This is a genomic window from Pseudomonas sp. HD6422, assembly GCF_025377065.1.
Taxonomy (GTDB): domain Bacteria; phylum Pseudomonadota; class Gammaproteobacteria; order Pseudomonadales; family Pseudomonadaceae; genus Aquipseudomonas; species Aquipseudomonas putida_U.
The window spans coordinates 16622-40547 of record NZ_JAHWIW010000027.1; the positions used below are offsets into that span (position 1 = coordinate 16622).

The window sequence follows — 23926 nt, forward strand, 5'->3', positions numbered from 1 at the left end:
ACAAAACAGCGCTTCCCTATTGGCTGGTGATTTTTTAAACTATCGAGTCCGCCTGCCCATATTGGGTTGCACGCCTACCGCATTTGCTACTGAGGAAGACCATGGCCCGCGTAACTGTTGAAGACTGCCTGGAACACGTGGATAACCGCTTTGAGCTGGTCATGCTCTCGACCAAGCGCGCCCGCCAGCTGGCTACCGGCGGCAAGGAGCCACGCGTAGCGTGGGAAAACGACAAGCCGACCGTCGTCGCCCTGCGCGAGATCGCCGAAGGCATCGTTACCCCTGAGTTCATCGCCGCCGAAGAGATCGTCACCGAGGATCCGGTCTTCGCCGCGTTCGAGGATGAGTCCAACGAGGCAGTCTGATTGATGCCTGGTCGACGTCGCGCGGCACAAGGCCCTCTTCCTCGGCAAGAGGTGAAATCATGCCGGGCATAGAAGCCTTAGCCGAACGGCTGTCGACCTACCTGGGCCCCGAACAGGTCAACCTGGTTCGCCGGGCCTATTTCTACGCCGAACAGGCGCACGATGGGCAACGCCGCCGCAGTGGCGAGCCCTACGTGACCCATCCGCTGGCCGTGGCCAGCATCCTCGCCGACATGCACATGGACCATCAGAGCCTGATGGCCGCCATGCTGCACGACGTGATCGAAGACACCGGCATCGCCAAAGAAGCCCTCTGCCAGCAATTCGGCGAGACCGTGGCCGAACTGGTCGATGGGGTCAGCAAGCTGACCCAGATGAACTTCGAAACCAAGGCCGAGGCCCAGGCCGAGAACTTCCAGAAGATGGCCATGGCCATGGCGCGCGATATCCGCGTGATCCTGGTCAAGCTCGCCGACCGTCTGCACAACATGCGCACCCTGGAAGTGCTGTCCGGCGAGAAACGCCGGCGCATCGCCAAGGAAACCCTCGAGATTTACGCCCCCATCGCCAACCGCCTGGGCATGCACACCGTGCGTGTGGAGTTCGAGGACCTCGGCTTCAAGGCCATGCACCCGATGCGCTCGGCGCTGATCCATCGTGCGGTGAAGAGCGCACGCGGCAACCGCAAGGAAATCGTCGCCAAGATCGAGCAGTCGCTGGCCAACTGCCTGGCCGCCGACGGTATCGAGGGCGAGGTCAGCGGCCGGCAGAAACACCTCTATGGCATCTACAAGAAGATGCGCGGCAAGCGTCGTGCCTTCAACGAGATCATGGACGTGTACGCCTTCCGCATCATCGTCGACAAGGTCGACACCTGCTACCGCGTGCTCGGCGCCGTGCACAACCTGTACAAGCCGCTACCCGGTCGCTTCAAGGACTACATCGCGATTCCCAAGGCCAACGGCTACCAGTCGTTGCACACCACGCTGTTCGGCATGCATGGCGTGCCCATCGAGATCCAGATCCGCACCCGCGAAATGGAAGAGATGGCCAACAACGGCATCGCCGCGCACTGGCTGTACAAGTCCAACGATGACGAACAACCCAAGGGCAACCATGCCCGTGCTCGCCAGTGGGTCAAAGGCATCCTCGAGCTGCAGCAGCGCGCCGGCAACTCGCTGGAATTCATCGAGAGCGTGAAGATCGACCTGTTCCCGGACGAGGTCTACGTATTCACGCCCAAAGGCCGGATCATGGAGCTGCCCAAAGGCTCCACCGCCGTCGACTTCGCCTATGCGGTCCACACCGATGTCGGGAACAGCTGCATCGCCTGCCGCATCAACCGCCGCCTGGCGCCCCTGTCCGAACCGCTGCAAAGCGGTTCCACGGTGGAAATCGTCAGCGCCCCGGGGGCAAGGCCAAACCCGGCGTGGCTCAACTTCGTGGTCACTGGCAAGGCGCGCACGCACATTCGCCATGCCCTCAAGCAGCAGCGCCGTTCCGAATCGATCAGCCTCGGCGAACGCCTGCTGAACAAGGTACTCACCGGCTTCGACAGCAGCCTGGAGAAAATCCCGCAGGAGCGCATCCAGGCCGTACTCGCCGAATACCGCGTCGAGCTGATCGAAGACCTGCTCGAGGACATCGGCCTGGGTAACCGCATGGCCTACGTGGTGGCGCGGCGCCTGCTGTCGGCCGAGGGCGAGCAACTGCCGGCCCCGGAAGGCCCACTGGCCATCCGCGGCACCGAAGGTCTGGTACTGAGCTACGCCAAGTGCTGCACGCCGATCCCGGGCGACCCGATCGTCGGCCATCTGTCGGCAGGCAAAGGCATGGTCGTGCACCTGGAAAACTGCCGCAACATCAGTGAAATCCGCCATAACCCGGAGAAGTGCGTGCAGCTGTCCTGGGCCAAGGACATCACCGGCGAGTTCAACGTCGAACTGCGCGTCGAACTCGAACACCAGCGCGGCCTGATCGCCCTGCTCGCCAGCAGCGTGAACGCCGCCGACGGCAACATCGAGAAGATCAGCATGGACGAACGCGACGGCCGTATCAGCGTGGTCCAGCTGGTGGTCAGCGTGCATGACCGCGTGCACCTGGCTCGTGTGATCAAGAAACTGCGCACGCTGACCGGCGTGGTCCGTATCACCCGGATGCGTGCGTAGTCCGCCAACCGCAAGGAGTCATCATGAGCAAGACCGTCATCAACAGCGACAAGGCCCCTGCCGCCATCGGTACCTACTCCCAGGCGATCAAGGCCGGCAACACCGTGTACATGTCCGGACAGATTCCACTGGATCCGAAAACCATGGAACTGGTCGAAGGCTTCGAAGCCCAGACCGTGCAGGTGTTCGAGAACCTCAAGGCCGTCGCCGAGGCCGCCGGCGGCTCGTTCAAGGACATCGTCAAGCTGAACATCTTCCTCACTGACCTGAGCCACTTCGCCAAGGTCAACGAAATCATGGGCCGTTACTTCGAACAGCCCTACCCTGCTCGCGCCGCCATTGGCGTTGCCGCACTGCCCAAGGGCGCCCAGGTCGAAATGGACGCCATCCTGGTCATCGAATGATGCCCCTGGTGACGGGCGCTCTGCCCGTCACCTCCTCAGCAAGGTTATCCCGTCATGCGTCAAGCACTGCCCCTCGCGCTGGCAGCCCTGTTCCTGAGCGGTTGCGCCAGCCACAAACCCGAAGACTACAACGGCACCTGGATCAACCAGGACGCCATCACTGCAGCCGTCAAAGGTGAAAGCCTGCGCCAGGCGTTGGACGAAAACGGCCCGGTGTTCGAATGGCAACTCAACGTGGCCGACCAACGCGCCAGCTACAGCAACGGCTTCGAAGCCGCCGACGGCCAACTGACCGCGAACCAGAAGCAATGGCAAGCCAGCTTCGATGGCGGTCAGACCGAGCAGTTGGCACTCGATGGCGATGAACTGATCGCGACCGATCCTGCCGGAGCCAAACGGACCTTCGTCCGCGTCAAGCAACAGCCCGCGGCCAATGCCCCGCTGGGCAGCAGCTTCGAGAAAGCGCTGTACCAGGCGTACCTGGGCGGTGATTGGAAGATCGTCGAAGGCCAAGGCAAAGGGGGCGTGGTGCGTTTCGCCGACAATGGCGGCGTGACCGGCCTGCCGGGTCCGGACCGTTATGCCCTGTGCCTGGCAGGCGACTGCGCCAGCATGGGCGGCAGCAACGACAGCCTTTGGCTGGAGCGCAACCAACGCGGCGCACCCTTCATCTTCAAGCGCGATGGCGACACGCTGGAGATCTACCGGGCCGTCAATACCGCGCAGGCCAACGACATTCCGCAGCTGGTCGCGGGTGCCAAGCAGTGGGTGCTGGAGCGGGATTGATCGGCTGAGCGGTGGTTCTGCGGCGAGCGCATGTCAGCTCTGAGCGCCCGCCAGAATCGCCGCATACCCTTCTTTGTAACTCGGATACACCGGCGCCCAACCCAACTTGCGCGCCCGGGCATTGCTGCAGCGCTTGCTGCCGGTGCGCCGCACGCGTTGCTCATCGGACCACTGGCTGACGCCCATGTAGCCTCGCAGCCAGGCGACCACGTCGGCCAGCGGCGCCGGGTCGTCATCCACTCCGATGTAGCAGTCCTCCAGCGCCACCCCATCGACATCGGCCTGCAGCAGGAAGGCCAACAGGCTCGCCGCATCCTCGGCGTGGATTCGGTTGCCATATAAAGGCGGCTCTTCGGCCACTCGGTAGCCTTGGCGCACCTGGCTCAACAGCCACTCGCGCCCCGGCCCGTAGATACCGGTCAGACGCACCACGCTGGCAGGGATACCGCTGGCCAGCGCCAGCTTTTCAGCTTCGAGCATCACCCGGCCGGAGTAACCCTCCGGCTCGGTAGCCGCCGTTTCGTCGATCCACTCGCCGTTCTTTTGCGCGAACACGCTACTGCTGGACACGAACAGCAAGCGACGCGGGCGCTGACCACGCTCGGCCAACCAACTCAGCACATGCCGCAGGCCCTCGACGTAGGCCGCCTGATAACCAGCCTCGTCGTGCTGGCTGGCCGCCACGCAATACACCAGATAGTCCGGCGCACGCTGCGGCCAGGCCGCGGGAATCTGCGCCTGGCCCAAGTCGGCCGCCACCGGGTCGACGCCTTCGGGCAGATGCGAGACGGAGCGTCGCAGGCCACTCACCTGCCAGCCCCGCGCCAGTAATTGCTGAGCCAGACGGCCACCCACATCACCACAACCTACGATCATTGCCGAAAGGTCTGACATCACAAAACTCCCTAGACCAAAGGTTCAGGCTAGCCGGATTAGACGATGGGCGGCTAGGACCAGATTGAAAAAAGCAACATCATTACTTTTGTTAACAAGAATTACTTGCAATAATGGCACCCCTATCTGTTCTCGGCCTGAATCGAGGCCTTGAAGAACGCCACTTTCTTACTTCTTCATCAGGTCCGGCCAGCATGACACGTACTCAACCTTCCGCTTCGCCAACCACGTCGCGCGCCTGGCGCGCCATTGCCGCGCTGACGCTCAGCCTGGTACTGGCCCCGGTCGCCCTGGCGGATGAACCAAACGCCAATACCGCCACCCCGTCCGCTGCCACCGCCCCAGCAGCACCTGCCGATGCGACCGCACCAGGCGCCGGTGCACCGGCAGCGGGCAACGATGCTCAGGCCACTGCCGAGGGTCCAGCGCCAGCCGCCGCCGACGACACCCAGGCTCTGGTCGAGGATACCTCCCTGGGCATGGCCCACGATCTGTCCCCTTGGGGCATGTACAAGAACGCCGACGTGGTAGTGAAGGCAGTGATGATCGGCCTGGCGATTGCCTCGATCATCACCTGGACCATCTGGATCGCCAAGGGCTTCGAGCTGATGGGCGCCAAGCGCCGCCTGCGCAGTGAAATCGCGCTCCTCAAGAAGTCCGCCACCCTCAAGGACGCCAGCGACGCGTCCAACAAGGAAGGCACCCTGGCCCACACCCTGGTCCATGACGCCTTGGAAGAAATGCGCCTGTCGGCCAATGCCCGTGAGAAAGAAGGCATCAAGGAGCGTGTCAGCTTCCGTCTGGAGCGCCTGGTGGCTGCCAGCGGCCGCACCATGAGCAGCGGTACCGGCGTCCTGGCCACCATCGGTTCCACCGCGCCGTTCGTCGGCCTGTTCGGGACCGTGTGGGGCATCATGAACAGCTTCATCGGCATCGCCAAGACCCAGACCACCAACCTCGCAGTGGTTGCGCCGGGCATCGCCGAGGCCCTGCTGGCCACTGCCCTGGGCCTGGTCGCGGCAATCCCGGCCGTGGTCATCTACAACGTCTTCGCCCGCTCCATCGCCGGCTACAAGGCTCAGGTCTCCGACGCTTCGGCGCAGGTACTGCTGCTGGTCAGCCGTGACCTCGACCACCAGGGCAGCGAGCGCGCCGCCCCGCACATGGTGAAAGTGGGGTAAACCATGGGCCTGCATCTCAACGAAGGTGGCGACGACCTCGCCGAGAACCACGAAATCAACGTCACGCCGTTCATCGACGTGATGCTCGTGCTGCTGATCATCTTCATGGTCGCCGCGCCACTGGCCACGGTCGACATCAAGGTCGACCTGCCGGCATCGACCGCCAAGCCGGCGCCGAGGCCCGAGAAACCGGTGTTCGTCAGCGTCAAGGCCGACCAGAAGCTGTACGTCGGCGACGATCAGGTAGCGACTCCCGAACAGCTTGGCCCGATGCTCGACGCCAAGACCAAGGGCGACAAGGAAACCACCATCTTCTTCCAGGCCGACAAGGGCGTGGATTACGGTGACCTGATGGAAGTGATGAACAACATGCGCGCGGCCGGCTACCTCAAAGTCGGTCTGGTAGGTCTCGAGACGGCAGCCAAGAAATGACGAAGACGCGGCACAATCTGGCGCGTTACAGCGGCAGCCTGGCACTCGTGCTGGGTGTCCATGCCGTCGCTGTGCTGCTGACGCTCAACTGGTCGGTGCCCCAGGCCATCGAGCTGCCTCCGGCAGCCATGATGGTCGAGCTGGCACCACTGCCGGAGCCGGCGCCACCGCCCCCCCCGAAAGCAGCCCCCAAGCCACCGGCCCCGGTCGAGGAGCCTCCGCTGCCCAAAGTGGCGGAGGCACCGAAACCCAAGATCGCCATCCCCAAGCCGCCCAAGCCGAAGGCCAAGCCCCAGCCGCCCAAGCCTGAGAAAAAGCCTGAGCCGCCCAAGGAAGCGCCGCCGACCGAACAGGTTGTGGACACACCGCCGAGTAACGAACCACCGCAGAAATCGGCAGCGCCGGCACCCAGCATCGCAGCCAATAGCAAGGCCCTTCCGACCTGGCAGAGCGACCTGCTGCGCCACCTCGGGAAGTACAAGCGCTACCCGGAAGACGCCCGCCGCCGTGGCCTGCAAGGCATCAACCGGTTGCGTTTCGTGGTCGATGCCGAGGGGAAGGTCTTGTCTTACTCGATGGCTGGCGGGTCCGGCAGCGCCTCGCTGGATCGCGCCACCATGGAGATGATTCGCCGAGCGGGCAAGGTGCCCAAGCCGCCGCCCGAGCTGTTGACCAATGGCACGATCGAGGTGGTCGCGCCGTTCGTCTACTCACTGGACCGCCGCTGAGGCTTTTGCTTCTGTAACACAACGGCAAGTCTGATAACGTGCGTCTATCGATTGCAGCCGCTATGCTGGGGCCGCAACTTCATGGACGCACGTTATGACCCTCACAGAATTACGCTACATCGTCACACTCGCCCAGGAGCAGCATTTCGGCCACGCCGCCGAGCGTTGCCATGTCAGCCAGCCCACCTTGTCGGTCGGTGTGAAGAAGCTCGAGGACGAGCTTGGCGTGCTGATCTTCGAGCGCAGCAAGAGCGCCGTGCGCCTGACCCCTGTCGGTGAAAGCATCGTCGCCCAGGCCCAGAAGGTCCTGGAGCAGGCGCAGGGCATTCGCGAACTGGCCCAGGCTGGCAAGAACCAGCTCACCGCACCGCTCAAGGTCGGTGCCATCTACACCGTCGGCCCCTATCTGTTCCCGCACCTGATCCCGCAGCTGCACCGGGTGGCGCCACAGATGCCGCTGTACATCGAAGAGAACTTCACCCACGTGCTGCGCGAAAAACTGCGCAACGGCGAACTGGATGCGGTGATCATCGCCCTGCCGTTCAACGAGGCCGACGTACTCACCCTGCCGCTGTACGATGAGCCCTTCTGCGCGCTGATGCCCGCCGACCACCCATGGACCGCGAAGAAGACCATCGACACCGCCATGCTCAACGACAAGAGCCTGCTGTTGCTGGGCGAGGGTCACTGCTTCCGCGACCAGGTGCTCGAGGCCTGCCCGACGCTGAACAAGGGCGGCGAAGGCGCCAAGCACACCACGGTGGAGTCCAGCTCGCTGGAAACCATCCGCCACATGGTCGCCTCCGGCCTGGGCGTATCGATCCTGCCACTGTCGGCGGTGCACAGCCATCACTATGCTCCCGGGGTGATCGAAGTGCGTCCGCTCACCGCGCCCGCGCCCTTCCGCACCGTGGCCATCGCCTGGCGCGCCAGCTTCCCGCGGCCGAAGGCCATCGAGATCCTCGCCGACTCGATCCGCCTCTGCTCGGTGGCCAAAACGCCCGTGGAACAATCGGCCTGACCCATGAGTGAGCTGTCGAAGGTCTCGGTAACGGCCCTCAAGGGTGTTGGCGACGCCATGGCCGAGAAACTCGCCAAGGTCGGCCTGGAAAACCTGCAGGACATGTTGTTCCACCTGCCGCTACGCTACCAGGACCGCACCCGCGTGGTGCCGATCGGCGCGCTGCGTCCCGGGCAGGATGCTGTGATCGAAGGCGTGGTCAGCGGCGCCGACGTGACCATGGGCAAGCGCCGTAGCCTGGTGGTGCGCCTGGGTGATGGCACCGGCACGCTGAGCCTGCGCTTCTACCACTTCAGCAATGCGCAGAAGGAAGGCCTCAAGCGCGGCACCCACCTGCGCTGCTATGGCGAGGCACGCCCGGGTGCCTCGGGCCTGGAAATCTACCACCCTGAATACCGTGCTCTGAATGGCGACGAACCCGCGCCACCGGTCGAGCAGACCCTGACGCCGATCTACCCGACCACCGAAGGGCTCACTCAGCAGCGTCTGCGCATGTTGTGCCAGCAGAGCCTGAGCATGCTCGGCCCGCGCAGCCTGCCGGATTGGCTGCCCGACCAATTGGCCCGCGACTATCAGCTGGCGCCGCTGGACGATGCCATTCGTTACCTACACAACCCACCGGCCGACGCCGACCTCGACGAACTCGCCGAAGGCCATCATTGGGCCCAGCATCGCCTGGCCTTCGAAGAGTTGCTGACCCACCAGCTGTCGCAGCAACGTTTGCGTGAAAGCCTGCGCAGCCTGCGTGCCCCCGTGCTGCCCAAGGGCAACCGCCTGCAGGCGCAGTACCTGGCCAATCTGGGCTTCAAGCCCACCGGCGCGCAGCAGCGGGTAGCCAGCGAGATCGCCTACGACCTGAGCCAGGCCGAGCCGATGATGCGCCTGGTGCAGGGCGATGTCGGCGCCGGCAAGACCGTGGTCGCCGCCCTTGCCGCATTGCAGGCACTGGAAGCCGGCTATCAGGTGGCGCTGATGGCCCCCACCGAGATCCTCGCCGAACAGCACTACATCACCTTCAAGCGCTGGCTGGAGCCGCTGGGCCTGGAAGTCGCCTGGCTGGCCGGCAAGCTCAAGGGCAAGGCCCGCGCCAGCGCCCTGGAACAGATCGCCGGCGGCGCACCGATGGTGGTGGGTACCCACGCCTTGTTCCAGGAAGAGGTGCAGTTCAAGCACCTGGCGCTGGCGATCATCGACGAACAGCACCGATTCGGCGTCCAGCAACGCCTGGCATTGCGCAAGAAAGGCGTAGCCGGCCAGCTGTGCCCGCACCAGCTGATCATGACCGCCACACCGATTCCACGGACCCTGGCCATGAGCGCCTACGCCGACCTCGACACCTCGGTGCTCGATGAACTGCCGCCCGGGCGCACACCGGTCAACACCGTGCTGGTCGCCGACAGCCGCCGCTTCGAAGTGGTCGAGCGGGTGCGCGCCGCCTGCGCCGAAGGACGCCAAGCCTATTGGGTGTGCACCCTGATCGAGGAATCCGAAGAACTCACCTGCCAGGCCGCCGAAAGCACCTATGAGGAGCTGGGCAGCGCCTTGGGCGAACTGCGGGTGGGCCTGATACACGGGCGTATGAAGCCGGCAGAAAAGGCTGCGGTCATGGCCGAATTCAAGCAAGGTGACCTGCAACTGCTGGTCGCCACCACGGTAATCGAAGTCGGCGTGGACGTGCCCAACGCCAGCTTGATGATCATCGAGAACCCCGAGCGCCTGGGCCTGGCTCAGTTGCACCAGCTGCGCGGTCGGGTAGGACGGGGCAGCGCGGTCAGCCACTGCGTGCTGCTCTATCATCCTCCGCTGTCACAGATCGGCCGCGAGCGCCTGGGAATCATGCGGGAAACCAACGACGGTTTCGTCATTGCCGAGAAAGACCTCGAACTGCGCGGTCCGGGCGAGATGCTCGGTACCCGCCAGACCGGTCTGCTGCAATTCAAGGTCGCCGACCTGATGCGCGATGCCGACTTGCTGCCCGCCGTGCGCGATGCCGCCCAGGCGTTGCTGGCCCACTGGCCCGACCACGTCAGCCCGTTGCTCGACCGCTGGCTGCGCCACGGACAGCAATATGGCCAAGTGTGAGGATGGTCGCATATTGGATCCAGCTTGCCGGACGGGCTGGTTATACTTCGCGTTTGAAAAGATCAATGGATACAGACCATGACTGAAGTTGCCCTGGAAACCGCAACCCCACACGCCCCGTCTGTCATCCGCTTGTTGCTCGACAAGCTCAAGGTCGCCTATCGCGAGGTACCTGAGCAGCCGGGCTTGCCGGCGGCGTCGCGGGTCCAGGCCGTCCTGCTCGACGACGAGGTCGGCGCCCTGTTGGTGCTGTTCCCGCGCAGCAAGCTGCTCGACCTGCAGCGACTGGAGGAACTGACCGGGCGCAAACTCACGGCGGTGCCGCTGGCGCGTCTGAAGCAGATGCTGGACAAACACCACCTCAAAGCCCTGCCGGCCATTCCAGCACTGACCAGTTCCCCATGCCTGTACGAAGCCCGGCTGCTCGACGAAGAGACGCTATTGATCGACTCGGGCGAAACCGGCCTGTTGCTCGAGATCGAACGTGGCGCCTTCCAGCGGATGCTCAGCAAGGCCAGCGCCGGCAGCTTCGGCCAATCGATCCGCGATATCCGCCCCAACCTCGACCGCCCCAACGACGACCCACGCGAGATCACCCAGGCCGTGCAGGCATTCACCGCCCGACGCATACAGAAGCGCCTGGAAGAAACCATCGAGATCCCGCCGCTGGCCGATACTGCGCAAAAGATCATCAAGCTGCGCGTCGACCCCAATGCCAGCATCGACGACATCACCGGTGTGGTCGAGACAGACCCGGCGCTGGCTGCCCAGGTAGTCAGCTGGGCAGCCTCGCCCTACTACGCCTCGCCCGGCAAGATCCGTTCGGTGGAGGACGCCATCGTACGTGTGCTGGGTTTCGACCTGGTGATCAACCTGGCGCTCGGCCTGGCCCTGGACAAGACCCTGGCGCTGCCCAAGGATCACCCGCAACAGACGACGCCGTACTGGCAACAGTCGATCTACACCGCCGCGGTGATCGAAGGCCTGACCCGTGCCATGCCACGTGCTGAGCGCCCGGAAGCCGGCCTGACCTACCTTGCCGGGTTGCTGCACAACTTCGGCTATTTGCTGTTGGCTCACGTGTTTCCGCCGCACTTTTCGCTGATCTGCCGCCATCTGGAGGTCAATCCGCACCTGTGCCACACATTCGTCGAGCAACATCTGCTAGGCATCAGCCGCGAACAGATCGGCGCCTGGCTGATGAACCTCTGGGACATGCCCGAGGAGCTCGGCAAGGCGCTGCGCTTTCAGCATGATCCGAGCTACGACGGCGAATATGCGGCGTTCCCCAACCTGGTGTGCCTGGCCACCCGATTGCTGCGCGCCCGGGGCATCGGTTCCGGCCCGCAGGCGACGATTCCGGACGAGCTGCTCGATCGCCTGGGAATCACCCGGGACAAAGCCGAGGAAGTGGTGAGCAAGGTCCTGGAAGCCGAAGCGCTGCTGCGCGAACTGGCATCGCAGTTCAACACGCCTCAGTGAAGCCATGGGGGCCGCCACGCGGCCCCAGCGATCTCAACGGTTCTTTTTCGGTTTCAGGTACTTCATCAGGCCTTGGAACCACATCACCAGCGCCGGATTGCCCTTGATCTGGATGTGCTTGTCCTGAATGCCCTGCATGAATGCCAGCTGCTTGTTGCTGGCCTGCATCGTGGCGAAACCGTAGGCAGCGTCCTTGAAGGCAATGGCGAAAGCTGGCTGCGGGTGAGAGCCACCCTTGCTGCTGATGCGCTCGCCACTGACGATGAAATGCCGTGCGACCTTGCCGTCCAGCGTCTGCATCTGGAACACCAGATCCTTGTCCTTGAGCTGCTGCTGGAATGCAGGGTTGTTACGACTGGCCCTGGCCATCAACAGCCCCATGGCCCAGAGCAGAAAACGAAACTTCATCAACACGCCTCGGTTGAAAAATGACTGAATCGCGCAGTTTAGCCTTTTTTCGAACGAACTAGCTGCAATAAGCTGCAACAGGCGCCAGGAGGCGCCCGTCCGCTTGAGGATGGCCGGCTAGGCGATCACTTGCCTTTCTTGGTCGGCTTGACGGGGGCGTTGACGCTGTCGCGCAGGTTCTTGCCCGGTTTGAAGGCGACGGTGTTGCTGGCCTTGATCTTCACCGGCTGGCCCGTTTGCGGATTCTTGCCAGTGCGGGCACCACGATGACGTTTTTCGAAGGTGCCGAAGCCGACCAGGGTCACGGTGTCCTTGTCCAGCGCACCGGTGATGCTGTCGAGAATCGCGTTCAGGACCTGGTTGGCCTTCTCCTTGGTCAGATCGGCCTTTTCGGCGATGACGGCGGCGAGTTCTGGTTTACGCATAGTGAAGCCTCTTTGACGGAAATTCTTGTTGTTATTGCCGTGCTACCCCAGGGGCAGCGTTCAAGGCGCCGCAGGCTCTAAACTGCGGCAGACGCGAGTGAGAATGGCACGCCATCGGGGGTCGCGCCAGTATCTGGGCGGCCATTGTGCAGGCAATATCAGGACATTTCCGACAGAAAGCCCGCTGTTTAGGCCATCAGGGGCGCATTCCCTCTATCAGCCGATGGCGATCATTTCGAAGTCGATCTTGCCTACGCCGCAATCGGGGCATAGCCAGTCTTCAGGGACATCTTCCCAGCGGGTGCCAGGGGCGATGCCGTCGTCAGGCCAGCCTTCTGCTTCGTCGTAGACCAGGCCGCATACGATGCACTGCCATTTTTTCATGGGGTTATCCTCGGAACCGGCTTTGTGTCGTCGCTTATAGCCCTGCAACGAGGGCACCGCGCAATCTGTGTGGGCTTTGTAACGGCCCCACGTCCAGTATGCAAGCGAACGGGGCAATCATGCTAAGCTCGGCGCCTCTCTGGCTGTCACAAGCATACCGACGTGTCGTACGAAACCCCGCAAGCAGCCGCTGTCGCGTGGCTGGCGTATTCACAGCTGGCGGCCGAACTGGACCCGCCCACCCTGGACTGGCTGTTCGACGAGGGCTCGCTGACACGGCGCCTCACCCGCCTCTCCCATGATCACTTCAGCGTCACGCCCCTGTCCGAAGGCTGGCAGCCCTTGCGCGAGGACGAATGCCAGGCCCTGGGCATCAGTCCGGGAGCCGAAGGCTGGATGCGCGAGGTATTCTTGCGTGGCCATGGTCAGCCCTGGGTTTTCGCCCGCAGCGTGGCCAGTCGCCAGGCCTTGGAACGCGGCGGTCTCGATCTGGAAACGCTGGGCAACCGCTCGCTCGGCGAGTTGCTGTTTTGCGACCAGGCTTTCGTTCGCCATCCCATCGAAGTATGCAGTTATCCACAGGCCTGGCTCCCTGCCGAAACCGCCTATGCTGACCTTTGGGCACGGCGCTCGCGCTTCGAACGTGCAGGTCTGGAACTGCTGGTGGCCGAAGTGTTCCTGCCCACGATGTGGCAAGCGGCCAAGGAGGAGTCCCGCTGATGTACATGCAATTGCTCAAGTCGTTCAACCGCTTGCATCCACGCGCCTGGGACTTCATCCAACTCAGCCGCATGGATCGACCGATCGGCATCTACCTGCTGCTCTGGCCGACCCTGACGGCGGTCTGGATCGCCGGGCAGGGCTCGCCGACCCTGGCCAATGTGCTGATCTTCGGACTTGGCGTGGTGCTGATGCGGGCCGCCGGCTGCTGCATCAACGATTTTGCCGACCGCAAGGTCGATGGCCACGTCAAACGCACCGCCGACCGCCCCCTGGCCAGCGGCCGGGTGCGACCACGCGAGGCCTTGGCGCTGTTCGCGCTTCTGGTTGGCGTGAGCTTCCTGCTGGTGCTCTGCACCAACAGCCGTACCGTGTGGCTTTCCTTCGGCGCGGTGGCTCTGGCGGCCTGCTACCCGTTCATGAAGCGTTACACCTATTACCCACAGGTGGTATTGGGCGCGGCGTACTCGTGGGGCATCCCCATGGCCTTCACCGCCGCCGGCGGCGAGCTGCCCGCCAGCGCCTGGTTGTTGTACATCGCCAACCTGCTGTGGACAGTGGGTTATGACACCTACTACGCCATGGTCGACCGTGATGACGACCTCAAGATCGGCGTGAAGTCCACCGCGATTCTGTTCGGCGAGGCCGACCGGGTGATCATCCTGACCCTGCAGATGCTGTCGTTGGGTTGCCTGCTGCTGGCCGGGAGCCGCTTCGAGCTGGGTGGCTGGTTCCACCTCGGGGTGCTGGGGGCAGCGCTGTGCTTTGCCTGGGAGTTCTGGTCGACACGCAAGCTGGACCGCGAGTCGTGCTTCAAGGCGTTCCTGCATAACCACTGGGCAGGTCTGCTGGTGTTCATCGGGGTGGTGCTGGATTACGCCCTGCGCTGAATTTTGCTTCGTCCATGTAGGATCGGGTTTACCCGCGAAGCGGTGGTGAACATACCGACGCTTTCGCGGGTGAACCCGCTCCAGGAGTCATAGGGTGTGCTTCAGGGCTTGGCGACGTGCCAGACATCCTTCACGCCGTCACCGGTGGTATCGCCGGGTTTCTTGTCCTTGACGAAGGTATATAGCGGTTTACCGTCATACGCCCATTGCTTGGAGCCATCGTCGCGCATCACCGTCGTCCACTTGTCCTTCGGCGCTTCGTCGTCGGCCTTGACCATCAGCGGCGGCCAGTTCTTGGCACAATCGCCGTTACACATCGACTTGCCCCCTGAGTCCTTGTCGAAGGTATAAAGCGTCATGCCCATGTGATCGACCCACATGCCGTCCTTTTCCATGGCATGGTGGGCCGAAGCCACCCCCGGTAGCGCGAATGCAGCGAGAAGGGCCATCCAGCTCAGCGTGTGTCGTGTCATTGGAATCACCGTGAAGTCGGGGGTATTAGGGTTCTGCTCACCACGATGGTGGCTTTTGGAAGCCTAGTTCAGTCACGGAATGTCGCCAAATTGGCCAAGACCCTGTCACACAGCTGCAATAATTCCGTTATCTAATGCGGGCCAAGACACGATATCCCAGGAGAGGTTTTGAGCATGGTTGGCAGAAACATTCTGATCGTCGACGACGAAGCGCCTATTCGCGAGATGATCGCCGTTGCGTTGGAAATGGCCGGCTATGACTGCCTGGAGGCCGAGAATTCACAGCAGGCCCATGCGATCATCGTAGACCGCAAGCCCGACCTGATCCTGCTCGACTGGATGCTCCCGGGCACCTCGGGCATCGAATTGGCCCGTCGCCTCAAGCGCGACGAACTGACCGGCGATATCCCGATCATCATGCTCACCGCCAAGGGCGAAGAGGACAACAAGATCCAGGGCCTGGAGGTCGGTGCCGACGACTACATCACCAAGCCATTCTCGCCACGCGAGTTGGTGGCGCGCCTGAAGGCCGTGCTGCGCCGCACCGGCCCGAACGACAGCGAAGCGCCGATCGAGGTCGGCGGCCTGCTGCTCGACCCGATCAGCCACCGCGTGACCATCGACGGCAAGCCCGCCGAGATGGGCCCTACCGAATATCGCCTCTTGCAGTTCTTCATGACTCACCAGGAGCGCGCCTACACCCGCGGCCAACTGCTCGACCAGGTGTGGGGAGGTAACGTGTACGTCGAGGAGCGCACGGTCGATGTGCACATCCGTCGCCTGCGCAAGGCGTTGGGAGAGGTCTACGAAAATCTGGTACAAACCGTCCGGGGCACCGGCTACCGCTTCTCGACCAAGAGCTAGCTGCAAGCGACAAGCTTCAAGCTGCAAGTAAAAGCGGGCAGCGTGAAGGCTAGTAAAGGACTATCAGCATCACCGATCCACTTCTTCTTGCAGCTTGAAGCTTGCAACTTGCAGCTGGATCCGAAGGATCCCGTCAATTGAACCAGAACTGGCACGCGACATTGATTCGCCACCTGCTGCTGCTGATCACCGTCTGCCTGATCGGCGGCCTGGTCAGTGGCTATTACGGCTGGAGCCTGGCCATCGGCCTGGCGCTTTACCTGGGCTGGACCCTAAAGCAGTTGCTGCGCCTTCACCACTGGCTGCGCAACCATCAACCCGACGAAGCGCCTCCGGATGGTTACGGCCTGTGGGGCGAGGTGTTCGACAGCATCTACCACTTGCAACGCCGGGACCAGCGCGTGCGCGGTCGCCTGCAGGCGGTGATCGACCGCGTACAGGAGTCCACCGCGGCGCTGCGTGACGCGGTGATCATGCTCGACAGCGACGGCAACCTGGAGTGGTGGAACCGCGCGGCGGAAACCCTGCTCGGCTTCAAGACCCCACAGGACGGCGGCCAGCCGGTCACCAACCTGGTACGCCACCCACGCTTCAAGGAATACTTCGAGGCCGGGAACTATGCCGAGCCGTTGGAAATCCCCTCGCCGATCAACGACCGCCTGCGCGTACAGCTGCACATCACCCGCTACGGCAACAGCGAGCACCTGATGCTGGTGCGCGATGTCACCCGCATCCACCAGCTCGAACAGATGCGCAAGGACTTCGTCGCCAACGTGCCCCATGAGCTGCGTACGCCACTGACGGTGATCACCGGCTACCTGGAAACCCTGCTGGACAACGTCGAGGAAGTGAACCCGCGCTGGGTCCGTGCCTTGCAGCAGATGAGCCAGCAAGGCTCGCGCATGCAGACACTGCTCAACGACTTGCTGTTGCTGGCCAAGCTGGAGGCTACCGACTACCCCTCGGACAACCAGCCCGTAGCGGTCGATGCCCTGTTGCAGTCGATCAGGGGCGATGCCCAGGCGCTGTCCGGTGCACGCAACCAGCGCATCACCCTGGAAGTCGCGCCGGGCGTGCGCCTCAAAGGAAGCGAAGCAGAGCTGCGCAGCGCGTTTTCCAACCTGGTGTTCAACGCCGTCAAGTACACCCCTGACGAAGGCAGTATCCGTATCCGCTGGTGGCAGGACGCACAGGGTGCGCACCTGAGCGTGCAGGATTCGGGAATCGGCATCGATGCCAAGCACCTGCCGCGTCTCACCGAGCGCTTCTACCGGGTCGACTCCAGCCGTGCGTCGAATACTGGCGGCACCGGGCTGGGCTTGGCGATCGTCAAGCATGTGCTACTGCGCCACCGGGGAAGCCTGGAGATCAGCAGCGTGCCAGGCCAGGGCAGCACCTTCACCTGCCACTTCGCAGCGGCTCAGGTTGTGAGCGGCCAGGTCTGAACCGAGGCCTTGCGCTGAGGGATCATGCGCGCTGCTCTTTGCATTTGCGATCCCAGCCGCTACATTGAGTCCCCTGTGCCAGCAAAAGCTGGCACTTTTTTTCTCCCTTTATCGAAGACGGACGCCGTAAAAACTCCATCATGGACCCTTCCCCTGGTATTAGCCTCACCTCTCTGTTCGCCGATTTCGGCATGATCCTGTTTGCCTTGTTCCTGGTGCTGCTCAACGGCTTCTTCGTTGCCGCCGAGTTCGCCATGGTCAAGCTGCGCGCCACCCGCGTCGAGTCCATCGCCGAACTGCATGGCTGGCGTGGCAGCATCCTGCGCAAGGTGCACAACCAGCTCGACGCCTACCTCTCCGCCTGCCAGCTCGGCATCACCCTGGCTTCCCTGGGCCTGGGCTGGGTGGGCGAGCCAGCCTTCGCCCACCTGCTCGAGCCGCTGCTGGCCTACCTGGGCGTGGACACGCCCGAGCTGATCAAGGCGGTGTCGTTCTTCGTCGCCTTCTTCGTCATCTCCTACCTGCACATCGTGGTCGGCGAGCTGGCGCCCAAGTCGTGGGCGATCCGCAAACCCGAGTTGCTGTCGCTGTGGACGGCGGTGCCGCTGTACCTGTTCTACTGGCTGATGTACCCGGCCATCTACCTGCTCAACGCCAGCGCCAATGCCATCCTGCGCATCGCCGGCCAGGGTGAGCCCGGCCCGCACCATGAGCACCACTACAGCCGCGAAGAGCTCAAGCTGATCCTGCACTCCAGCCGTGGCCAAGACCCGAGCGATCAGGGTATGCGCGTGCTGGCTTCGGCGGTGGAGATGGGCGAGCTCGAGGTGGTCGACTGGGCCAACTCCCGCGAAGACATGGTCACCCTCGACGCCCATGCCCCGCTCAAGGAAATCCTTGCCCTGGTACGCCGCCACAAATTCAGCCGCTACCCGGTCTATGACGCCGAACGCGAGGAGTTCACCGGTCTGCTGCACATCAAGGACCTGCTGCTGGAGCTGGCCGAACTCGAACACCTGCCCGAAACCATCGACCTCGAAGACCTGGCCCGCCCCATGGAACGCGTGTCCCGACACATGCCACTGGCGCAGCTGCTGGAGCAGTTCCGCAAGGGTGGTGCGCACTTCGTGCTGGTCGAGGAAGCTGACGGCAAGGTCATTGGCTACCTGACCATGGAAGACGTGCTGGAAGTCCTGGTCGGCGATATCCAGGACGAACACCGCAAGACCGAACGCGGCATCCTCGCCTATCAGCCCGGCAAACTGCTGGTACGAGGCGATACGCCGCTGTTCAAGGTCGAGCGCCTGCTGGGCATCGACCTCGATCACATCGAGGCGGAGACACTGGCCGGGCTGGTCTATGAGACCCTCAAGCGAGTCCCCGAGGAAGAGGAAGTGCTGGAGGTCGAAGGCTTGCGCATCATCATCAAGAAGATGAAAGGGCCGAAGATCGTCCTGGCCAAGGTGCTCAAGCTCGATTGAGCGACATCACGGATTGCCGGCAGTGAAGTCCGGCAAGCCTCCCAGCGGCCGGTCGAACTGATAGGGGATGGACACATAGTCCTCCCCCGCGCTGCGCTGAACCACGAAATGCAGATGCGGCCCGCTGCTGTTGCCGGTATTGCCCGATCTCGCCAGCGGCTGGCCACGCGCCACGCGCTGGCCTTTGCGTACCAGTACCGAGCCTCGCTGCAGGTGCATGTAACCGCCAAAGGTGCCGTCCGGGTGGCGTATGCGCACGAAATTGCCTGCCGGGCCGCCCCGCCTGCCCCACTGCCGGTTTTCCACATCCACCACCACACCCTCGCGCGCCGCGACGATCGGCGTGCCTTCGGGCATGGCGATGTCCATCGCATAGCGGCCCTTGGGCCCGGTGTGACTGAAGCGACCGTTAGGACCCTGGGTCAGGCGAAACGGCCCACCGCGCCAGGGGAACGGGTAACGGTAGGCCTGGTTGAACGGCGCGAGTTCCGGATCCGCCAACACCGCAGCCCTGGCGCCGGGGCTGGGCCGGTAGGAATAGGACATCACGCCGAAGGTGTCGGTCGTGGTGTACACGGTCATGCCCAGGCTCGACGCCGAGGCCATGAGCAAGGCACAGAACAGCAACGGGCGTACGGGCATGATAGTGGCTTTTTGACAGTTATTATCTGTCGAAGCCTAGCAGCGGGTGTCTGGCGTAGCCCGTACCATCCATCGCGTCGCGGGTCGGCCTTCAGGCGCCGGGGGTGAAATGCTTCTGCGAAGTGCCCCGGGCGATCAGGCGCGACAAGTAGTCGAGCTTCTGCGCGTCCTGGTCGACGAACTTGAACGTCAGCTGCAACCAGTCGCTTTCCGGCTTTGGCTCGAGGGCGGCGATCGCATGCAAATAGCCGTTCAAGCGCGCCACTTCAGCATTCTCGCCTTGCTCCAGGTCCAGCACCGCGCTTTCAAGCACTTGCGGCAACGCTGCGCTACGGCGCACTACCAGCAAGGCTTCCTTGAGGCTCAGGGCCTTGATCACGCACGGCTGCGTGCCACTGGCCAGACGCAATTGACCCTGGCCACGGCCGGCCTGGGCCTGGGCCGCAGCGGTCTTGGGTGTCGGTGCGTTGATCAACGGCTTGGCGGCGGCGACGGGTGCGGCGACCTTGGCCGCTTCCGGTTTGCCGCCCGTCAGGGCGCTCAGCGAATCATTGGCGAAAGCCGAGTTGACCCGTGCCGGGGCACCGGCAATCAGGCCCTCCAGCTTGCCGATCTTGGTCAGGGCCTTCTTCACCTTGGTCAGCAGCTGCTCGTTGGTGAAGGGCTTGCCGACGAAGTCGGAGACGCCGGCCTGAATGGCCTGAATCACGTTTTCCTTGTCGCCGCGGCTGGTCACCATGATGAACTGCATGGTCTTCATTTCTTCCTGCTGGCGGCACCAGCTGAGCAGCTCGAGGCCGGACATCTCCGGCATCTCCCAGTCGCACAGGACCAGGTCGAAGCGCTCCTTGTTCAGCAGCGTCATGGCCTTGCGGCCATTGACCGCATCTTCGATCACGATGCCTGGGAAGGCATTGCGCAGGCACTTGCGGACCAAGTCGCGGATGAACGGGGCATCATCCACAACCAGTACATTCACTTTACTCATCGATACTCCTCTTGATCCCGACTAGCATACCGCCGACTGATGGCCATTTGCCAAACCCCTGGTCAGGCCGGGACCTCTTTGATCGTTCGCGGGTGCCTGCTCAGTGCTCGACCGCAAACGAAAACGCCCGGCCAAAGCCGGGCGTTGATGCTCGGGAGCAACCTTATTTATCGTCAGCTTGGCCCGGAACATTAGCGCTTTCGCCTGCCTGGCCAGTAGTGCCTTCGACCTCGGCCTTCATGCGCTTGAGGCCCATGTGGCGAACGTCGGTGCCCCGCACCAGATAGATCACCAGCTCCGAGATGTTGCGCGCGTGGTCGCCGATGCGCTCCAGCGAACGCAGCACCCAGATCACGCTGAGCACCCGCGATATCGAGCGTGGGTCCTCCATCATGTAGGTCACCAGCTCGCGCAGGGCGGTCTTGTATTCGCGGTCGATGGTCTTGTCGTACTGGGCCACCGAAAGCGCCAGGTCGGCGTCGAAGCGGGCGAAGGCATCCAGTGCGTCACGCACCATGTTGCGTACCTGATCACCGATGTGGCGCACCTCGACGTAACCGCGTGGCGACTCGCCTTCCTCGCACAGTTGGATGGCGCGGCGAGCGATCTTGGTCGACTCGTCGCCGATGCGCTCGAGGTCGATGACCGACTTGGAAATGCTGATGATCAGGCGCAGGTCGGAAGCGGCCGGCTGGCGACGCGCCAGAATGCGCAGGCATTCCTCGTCGATGTTGCGTTCCATCTGGTTGATCTGCTCGTCGACCTCGCGCACCTGCTGAGCCAGACCCGAGTCGGCTTCGATCAGTGCGGTGACCGCATCGTTGACCTGCTTCTCGACCAGGCCGCCCATGGCCAGGAGGTGACTGCGCACTTCCTCGAGCTCGGCGTTGAACTGCTGGGAAATGTGGTGCGTAAGGCTTTCTTTGTTGATCATGCTGTCGCTCCGCGAAGTTGCTAGCTTCAAGCTGCAAGCTTCAAGTGGTTCGTGTCGTTCCCTGGCTCCGCGCTAACCGCTTTATCTTGCAGCTTGCAGCTGCGCCAAAGGCGCTCTTAGCCGTAACGACCGGTGATGTAGTCTTCGGTCTGCTTCTTCGCCGGGTTGGTGAACAGAGTGTCGGTGTCACCGAATTCGACCAGTTTGCCCATGTACATGAACGCGGTGTAGTCCGATACGCGGGCCGCCTGTTGCATGTTGTGGGTGACGATGACGATGGTGAACTTGGATTTCAGTTCGTAGATCAGCTCCTCGACCTTCAGCGTCGAAATCGGGTCCAGGGCCGAGCAGGGTTCATCGAGCAACAACACTTCGGGCTCGACGGCAATGGTACGGGCGATCACCAGGCGCTGCTGCTGGCCGCCGGACAGACCCAGGGCCGACTCGTGCAGGCGATCCTTGACCTCATCCCACAGGGCCGCGCCCTTGAGCGCCCACTCCACCGCCTCATCCAGCACTCGCTTCTTGTTGATGCCCTGGATGCGCAAGCCGTACACCACGTTCTCGTAGATGGTCTTGGGGAACGGGTTGGGCTTCTGGAACACCATGCCGACCCGACGGCGCAGCTCGGCCACGTCCTCGCCCTTGCGGTAGATGTTGTTGCCATACAGGTTGATGGCGCCTTCCACGCGGCAACCATCGACCAGGTCGTTCATGCGGTTGAAGGTACGCAGCAGGGTCGACTTGCCACATCCCGACGGGCCGATGAACGCGGTCACACGTTGCTTGGGGATGTTCATCTGCACGTCGAACAACGCTTGCTTGTCGCCGTAGTACAAGGACAGGCCAGGTACTTCGATGGCCACGGCTTCCTCGGCCAGACGCAGGCCCTGCTTGTCGCGACCCAGGGCAGACATGTCGATGCCGCGGGTGTGGGAATCTTGCTGCATGGTCTTACTCCGTTTGTAGCTGCGAGCTTGAAGCTGCAAGCTGCAAGTTAGGGCAAAGCGGCAATCTGCTTGAAGCTTGCCGCTTGTGGCTTGAAGCTTCAATCAGCTGTCGAGGGCCTTGTACTTCTCGCGCAGGTGGTTACGGATCCACACCGCCGAGAGGTTGAGGGTAGCGATCACCAGCACCAGCAACAGCGCGGTGGCGTAGACCAATGGACGCGCGGCCTCGACGTTGGGGCTCTGGAAGCCGACATCGTAGATGTGGAAGCCCAGGTGCATGATCTTCTGGTCCAGGTGCAGGTACGGGTAGTTGCCATCGAGCGGCAACGACGGCGCCAGCTTCACCACGCCCACCAGCATCAGCGGCGCCACTTCACCCGCGGCGCGGGCCACGGCGAGGATCATGCCGGTCATCATCGCCGGACTGGCCATCGGCAGGACGACTTTCCACAAGGTCTCGGCCTTGGTTGCGCCCAGTGCCAGGGAGCCTTCCCGGAGCGTGCGCGGGATACGCGCCAGGCCTTCCTCGGTGGCCACGATCACCACCGGCACGGCCAGCAGCGCCAGGGTCAGCGATGCCCACAGCAGGCCCGGGGTGCCCAGGGTCGGCGCCGGGAGCGCCTCAGGGAAGAACAGCCGGTCGATCGAGCCGCCCAGTACGTAGACGAAAAAGCCCAGGCCGAACACGCCATAGACGATCGCCGGAACGCCCGCCAGGTTGTTCACCGCAATACGGATCAGGCGGGTCACCGTACCTTGCCTTGCGTACTCGCGCAGGTAGACCGCCGCCAGCACACCGAACGGCGTGACGATCACGGCCATGATCAGGGTCATCATCACGGTGCCGAAAATGGCCGGGAAGATCCCACCCTCGGTGTTGGCTTCACGGGGGTCGTCGCTGAGGAATTCCCAGACCTTGGCGAAGTAGGTACCCAACTTGGCGAACACCGTCATGCCGTTGGGCTGAATGGCGTGCACCACTTTGCTCAGATTGATCTCCACTTCGCGGCCATTGGCGTCACGGGCTACCAGGCTGTCGCGGGCGAAATCCTTATGCAGGCCGAGAAGGCGGTCTTCCACAGCCTGGTAGCGGCTGTTCAGCTCAGCGCGATCGGCGTCCATGTCGGCCTGGGCGGCAGCGTCCAGCTTGCCGTCCAGCTCCAGCTTGCGGGCATGCAGGCGCAAGCGCTCGAGGCCATGGTTGATGGCGCCGATGTCCTTTTTCTCCAGCCGCTGCAGTTGATCGTTGAGCTGGCTGGCACGCTTGAGACGGGCTTGCAGTTCAGTCCAGGCCGCGGCGCCTTCGGCGACCACCTTGCCGTTTTCCTTGACGCTGACCAGGTAGCCATAGAAATTGCCCCACTCGCGGCGCTCCAGGGCCATCAGCTCGACCGGGTGCTGCTCATCGACCAGCCAGTCGCCGACCACCCAGGTAAAGTCGCTGCCGTTGAGGTCGCGGTTGCCGACCTTGATCAGCTCGCGGGTCATGAACTCCGGGCCTTCGTCAGGCACAGGCAGCCCCGCGCCCTTGAGGCGGGCACGCGGGACTTCTTCCTTCTGCACCACTTCACCGATGATCACGTGGTCGCTCTGGCCCGGCACCTTGTAGGTGGCCTGGACCAGATCTGCAGGCCAGAAGTGCGCCAGGCCACGTACGGCGATCACGGCAAGCAGGCCCACGGTCATGATGACCGCCATGGCCACCGCGCCACCGCTGACCCAGACGCCTGGGGCGCCGCTCTTGAACCAGCCTCTGAGGGAAACCTTTTTCACGGATCG

25 protein-coding genes are annotated in these 23926 nt (G+C 63.2%); 15 read left to right on the forward strand and 10 right to left on the reverse strand.

Annotated elements, in window-relative coordinates:
• Nucleotides 1–101 precede the first annotated feature (101 nt).
• The 4 genes from rpoZ to KY379_RS19240 are packed head-to-tail and all read left to right on the forward strand — an operon-like array spanning nucleotide 102 to nucleotide 3723.
• Nucleotides 102–365: a DNA-directed RNA polymerase subunit omega gene (gene rpoZ, locus KY379_RS19225; RefSeq protein WP_016394025.1), complete on the forward strand. Its 264-nt coding sequence runs from the start codon at nucleotides 102–104 to the stop codon at nucleotides 363–365.
• Between the two features lie 59 nt (nucleotides 366–424).
• On the forward strand, nucleotides 425–2533 hold the full coding sequence (gene spoT, locus KY379_RS19230) for a bifunctional GTP diphosphokinase/guanosine-3',5'-bis pyrophosphate 3'-pyrophosphohydrolase (RefSeq protein WP_133325478.1): 2109 nt from the start codon (nucleotides 425–427) through the stop codon (nucleotides 2531–2533).
• 23 nt (nucleotides 2534–2556) lie between these two features.
• Nucleotides 2557–2937 (forward strand): RidA family protein, encoded by a 381-nt coding sequence (locus KY379_RS19235; protein ID WP_133325480.1) that lies wholly within the window; start codon nucleotides 2557–2559, stop codon nucleotides 2935–2937.
• Between the two features lie 54 nt (nucleotides 2938–2991).
• Nucleotides 2992–3723, forward strand: a complete 732-nt coding sequence (locus KY379_RS19240; protein WP_133325482.1) for a hypothetical protein — start codon at nucleotides 2992–2994, stop codon at nucleotides 3721–3723.
• 33 nt (nucleotides 3724–3756) lie between these two features.
• Here KY379_RS19240 and KY379_RS19245 read toward each other — a convergent pair whose 3' ends face one another.
• Nucleotides 3757–4617 carry an SDR family oxidoreductase gene (locus KY379_RS19245; RefSeq protein WP_196171404.1) on the reverse strand — a complete coding sequence of 287 codons (861 nt, stop codon included), beginning with the start codon at nucleotides 4615–4617 and terminating at the stop codon, nucleotides 3757–3759.
• Between the two features lie 194 nt (nucleotides 4618–4811).
• Between KY379_RS19245 and exbB the strand changes: the two genes are divergently transcribed.
• The 6 genes from exbB to KY379_RS19275 all read left to right on the forward strand — a co-directional run bounded on the left by exbB (nucleotide 4812) and on the right by KY379_RS19275 (nucleotide 11543).
• Complete coding sequence (exbB, locus tag KY379_RS19250) at nucleotides 4812–5798, forward strand: tonB-system energizer ExbB (protein WP_196171405.1); 987 nt, start codon at nucleotides 4812–4814, stop codon at nucleotides 5796–5798.
• 3 nt (nucleotides 5799–5801) lie between these two features.
• Nucleotides 5802–6230 (forward strand): TonB system transport protein ExbD, encoded by a 429-nt coding sequence (gene exbD / locus KY379_RS19255; RefSeq protein WP_085676491.1) that lies wholly within the window; start codon nucleotides 5802–5804, stop codon nucleotides 6228–6230.
• On the forward strand, nucleotides 6227–6958 hold the full coding sequence (locus KY379_RS19260) for an energy transducer TonB (protein ID WP_133325488.1): 732 nt from the start codon (nucleotides 6227–6229) through the stop codon (nucleotides 6956–6958). Before exbD ends, KY379_RS19260 begins: the two co-directional genes overlap by 4 nt.
• Nucleotides 6959–7052: 94 nt before the next feature.
• Nucleotides 7053–7979: a hydrogen peroxide-inducible genes activator gene (locus KY379_RS19265; protein WP_133325490.1), complete on the forward strand. Its 927-nt coding sequence runs from the start codon at nucleotides 7053–7055 to the stop codon at nucleotides 7977–7979.
• Between the two features lie 3 nt (nucleotides 7980–7982).
• A complete protein-coding gene (gene recG, locus KY379_RS19270; protein WP_133325493.1) occupies nucleotides 7983–10061 on the forward strand; it encodes an ATP-dependent DNA helicase RecG in 2079 nt (692 codons plus the stop codon).
• A gap of 78 nt (nucleotides 10062–10139) precedes the next feature.
• Nucleotides 10140–11543, forward strand: coding sequence for an aminoacyl-tRNA deacylase and HDOD domain-containing protein (locus KY379_RS19275; RefSeq protein ID WP_133325494.1), 1404 nt, complete (start codon nucleotides 10140–10142; stop codon nucleotides 11541–11543).
• 33 nt (nucleotides 11544–11576) lie between these two features.
• Here KY379_RS19275 and KY379_RS19280 read toward each other — a convergent pair whose 3' ends face one another.
• The 3 genes from KY379_RS19280 to KY379_RS19290 all read right to left on the reverse strand — a co-directional run bounded on the left by KY379_RS19280 (nucleotide 11577) and on the right by KY379_RS19290 (nucleotide 12760).
• On the reverse strand, nucleotides 11577–11951 hold the full coding sequence (locus KY379_RS19280) for a helicase (protein WP_133325496.1): 375 nt from the start codon (nucleotides 11949–11951) through the stop codon (nucleotides 11577–11579).
• Nucleotides 11952–12076: 125 nt separating this feature from the next.
• Entirely contained in the window at nucleotides 12077–12376 is a 300-nt protein-coding gene (locus tag KY379_RS19285; RefSeq protein WP_261239302.1) for an HU family DNA-binding protein, read from the reverse strand.
• A gap of 216 nt (nucleotides 12377–12592) precedes the next feature.
• The gene (locus tag KY379_RS19290) at nucleotides 12593–12760 is read right to left on the reverse strand and encodes a rubredoxin (RefSeq protein ID WP_261239303.1); all 168 of its coding nucleotides are present in this window, start codon (nucleotides 12758–12760) and stop codon (nucleotides 12593–12595) included.
• Nucleotides 12761–12922: 162 nt separating this feature from the next.
• On the opposite strand from KY379_RS19290, the gene KY379_RS19295 reads away from it, so the two are divergent.
• Together KY379_RS19295 and ubiA are read left to right on the forward strand one after the other, a co-directional pair.
• Complete coding sequence (locus tag KY379_RS19295; protein WP_261239304.1) at nucleotides 12923–13480, forward strand: chorismate--pyruvate lyase family protein; 558 nt, start codon at nucleotides 12923–12925, stop codon at nucleotides 13478–13480.
• Nucleotides 13480–14370, forward strand: a complete 891-nt coding sequence (ubiA, locus tag KY379_RS19300) for a 4-hydroxybenzoate octaprenyltransferase (protein ID WP_196171410.1) — start codon at nucleotides 13480–13482, stop codon at nucleotides 14368–14370. Before KY379_RS19295 ends, ubiA begins: the two co-directional genes overlap by 1 nt.
• A gap of 101 nt (nucleotides 14371–14471) precedes the next feature.
• Here the strand turns inward: ubiA and KY379_RS19305 are convergent, their stop codons facing one another.
• Nucleotides 14472–14843, reverse strand: a complete 372-nt coding sequence (locus tag KY379_RS19305) for a hypothetical protein (RefSeq protein WP_133325504.1) — start codon at nucleotides 14841–14843, stop codon at nucleotides 14472–14474.
• Between the two features lie 174 nt (nucleotides 14844–15017).
• Here KY379_RS19305 and phoB point away from each other — a divergent pair, with 174 nt between their 5' ends.
• The 3 genes from phoB to KY379_RS19320 all read left to right on the forward strand — a co-directional run bounded on the left by phoB (nucleotide 15018) and on the right by KY379_RS19320 (nucleotide 18633).
• Nucleotides 15018–15707 carry a phosphate regulon transcriptional regulator PhoB gene (phoB, locus tag KY379_RS19310; RefSeq protein ID WP_133325506.1) on the forward strand — a complete coding sequence of 230 codons (690 nt, stop codon included), beginning with the start codon at nucleotides 15018–15020 and terminating at the stop codon, nucleotides 15705–15707.
• Between the two features lie 137 nt (nucleotides 15708–15844).
• The gene (gene phoR / locus KY379_RS19315; RefSeq protein WP_261239305.1) at nucleotides 15845–17152 is read left to right on the forward strand and encodes a phosphate regulon sensor histidine kinase PhoR; all 1308 of its coding nucleotides are present in this window, start codon (nucleotides 15845–15847) and stop codon (nucleotides 17150–17152) included.
• 140 nt (nucleotides 17153–17292) lie between these two features.
• A complete protein-coding gene (locus KY379_RS19320) occupies nucleotides 17293–18633 on the forward strand; it encodes a hemolysin family protein (protein WP_133325510.1) in 1341 nt (446 codons plus the stop codon).
• 6 nt (nucleotides 18634–18639) lie between these two features.
• On the opposite strand, the gene KY379_RS19325 is transcribed toward KY379_RS19320, so the two are convergent.
• The 5 genes from KY379_RS19325 to pstA all read right to left on the reverse strand — a co-directional run bounded on the left by KY379_RS19325 (nucleotide 18640) and on the right by pstA (nucleotide 23920).
• On the reverse strand, nucleotides 18640–19275 hold the full coding sequence (locus KY379_RS19325; RefSeq protein ID WP_196171412.1) for a M23 family metallopeptidase: 636 nt from the start codon (nucleotides 19273–19275) through the stop codon (nucleotides 18640–18642).
• A gap of 91 nt (nucleotides 19276–19366) precedes the next feature.
• Complete coding sequence (locus KY379_RS19330; RefSeq protein WP_133325514.1) at nucleotides 19367–20263, reverse strand: response regulator; 897 nt, start codon at nucleotides 20261–20263, stop codon at nucleotides 19367–19369.
• Between the two features lie 163 nt (nucleotides 20264–20426).
• Nucleotides 20427–21197: a phosphate signaling complex protein PhoU gene (phoU, locus tag KY379_RS19335; protein WP_133325516.1), complete on the reverse strand. Its 771-nt coding sequence runs from the start codon at nucleotides 21195–21197 to the stop codon at nucleotides 20427–20429.
• Nucleotides 21198–21313: 116 nt separating this feature from the next.
• Nucleotides 21314–22147 (reverse strand): phosphate ABC transporter ATP-binding protein PstB, encoded by an 834-nt coding sequence (gene pstB / locus KY379_RS19340; protein WP_133325518.1) that lies wholly within the window; start codon nucleotides 22145–22147, stop codon nucleotides 21314–21316.
• A 102-nt stretch (nucleotides 22148–22249) separates the two neighbouring features.
• Nucleotides 22250–23920, reverse strand: a complete 1671-nt coding sequence (pstA, locus tag KY379_RS19345; protein WP_196171413.1) for a phosphate ABC transporter permease PstA — start codon at nucleotides 23918–23920, stop codon at nucleotides 22250–22252.
• Between the last annotated feature and the right edge of the window lie 6 nt (nucleotides 23921–23926).

Coding starts and splice junctions, on each gene's coding strand:
- KY379_RS19265 (WP_133325490.1), top strand. CDS start 7,053: ATGACCCTCACAGAATTACGCTACATCGTCACACTCGCCCAGGAGCAG.
- pstB (WP_133325518.1), bottom strand. CDS start 22,147: ATGCAGCAAGATTCCCACACCCGCGGCATCGACATGTCTGCCCTGGGT.
- KY379_RS19275 (WP_133325494.1), top strand. CDS start 10,140: ATGACTGAAGTTGCCCTGGAAACCGCAACCCCACACGCCCCGTCTGTC.
- KY379_RS19305 (WP_133325504.1), bottom strand. CDS start 14,843: ATGACACGACACACGCTGAGCTGGATGGCCCTTCTCGCTGCATTCGCG.
- ubiA (WP_196171410.1), top strand. CDS start 13,480: ATGTACATGCAATTGCTCAAGTCGTTCAACCGCTTGCATCCACGCGCC.
- KY379_RS19235 (WP_133325480.1), top strand. CDS start 2,557: ATGAGCAAGACCGTCATCAACAGCGACAAGGCCCCTGCCGCCATCGGT.
- KY379_RS19280 (WP_133325496.1), bottom strand. CDS start 11,951: ATGAAGTTTCGTTTTCTGCTCTGGGCCATGGGGCTGTTGATGGCCAGG.
- KY379_RS19330 (WP_133325514.1), bottom strand. CDS start 20,263: ATGAGTAAAGTGAATGTACTGGTTGTGGATGATGCCCCGTTCATCCGC.
- KY379_RS19245 (WP_196171404.1), bottom strand. CDS start 4,617: ATGTCAGACCTTTCGGCAATGATCGTAGGTTGTGGTGATGTGGGTGGC.
- recG (WP_133325493.1), top strand. CDS start 7,983: ATGAGTGAGCTGTCGAAGGTCTCGGTAACGGCCCTCAAGGGTGTTGGC.
- rpoZ (WP_016394025.1), top strand. CDS start 102: ATGGCCCGCGTAACTGTTGAAGACTGCCTGGAACACGTGGATAACCGC.
- KY379_RS19285 (WP_261239302.1), bottom strand. CDS start 12,376: ATGCGTAAACCAGAACTCGCCGCCGTCATCGCCGAAAAGGCCGATCTG.
- KY379_RS19260 (WP_133325488.1), top strand. CDS start 6,227: ATGACGAAGACGCGGCACAATCTGGCGCGTTACAGCGGCAGCCTGGCA.
- KY379_RS19240 (WP_133325482.1), top strand. CDS start 2,992: ATGCGTCAAGCACTGCCCCTCGCGCTGGCAGCCCTGTTCCTGAGCGGT.
- exbB (WP_196171405.1), top strand. CDS start 4,812: ATGACACGTACTCAACCTTCCGCTTCGCCAACCACGTCGCGCGCCTGG.
- phoU (WP_133325516.1), bottom strand. CDS start 21,197: ATGATCAACAAAGAAAGCCTTACGCACCACATTTCCCAGCAGTTCAAC.
- exbD (WP_085676491.1), top strand. CDS start 5,802: ATGGGCCTGCATCTCAACGAAGGTGGCGACGACCTCGCCGAGAACCAC.
- KY379_RS19320 (WP_133325510.1), top strand. CDS start 17,293: ATGGACCCTTCCCCTGGTATTAGCCTCACCTCTCTGTTCGCCGATTTC.
- KY379_RS19290 (WP_261239303.1), bottom strand. CDS start 12,760: ATGAAAAAATGGCAGTGCATCGTATGCGGCCTGGTCTACGACGAAGCA.
- phoB (WP_133325506.1), top strand. CDS start 15,018: ATGGTTGGCAGAAACATTCTGATCGTCGACGACGAAGCGCCTATTCGC.
- spoT (WP_133325478.1), top strand. CDS start 425: ATGCCGGGCATAGAAGCCTTAGCCGAACGGCTGTCGACCTACCTGGGC.
- KY379_RS19325 (WP_196171412.1), bottom strand. CDS start 19,275: ATGCCCGTACGCCCGTTGCTGTTCTGTGCCTTGCTCATGGCCTCGGCG.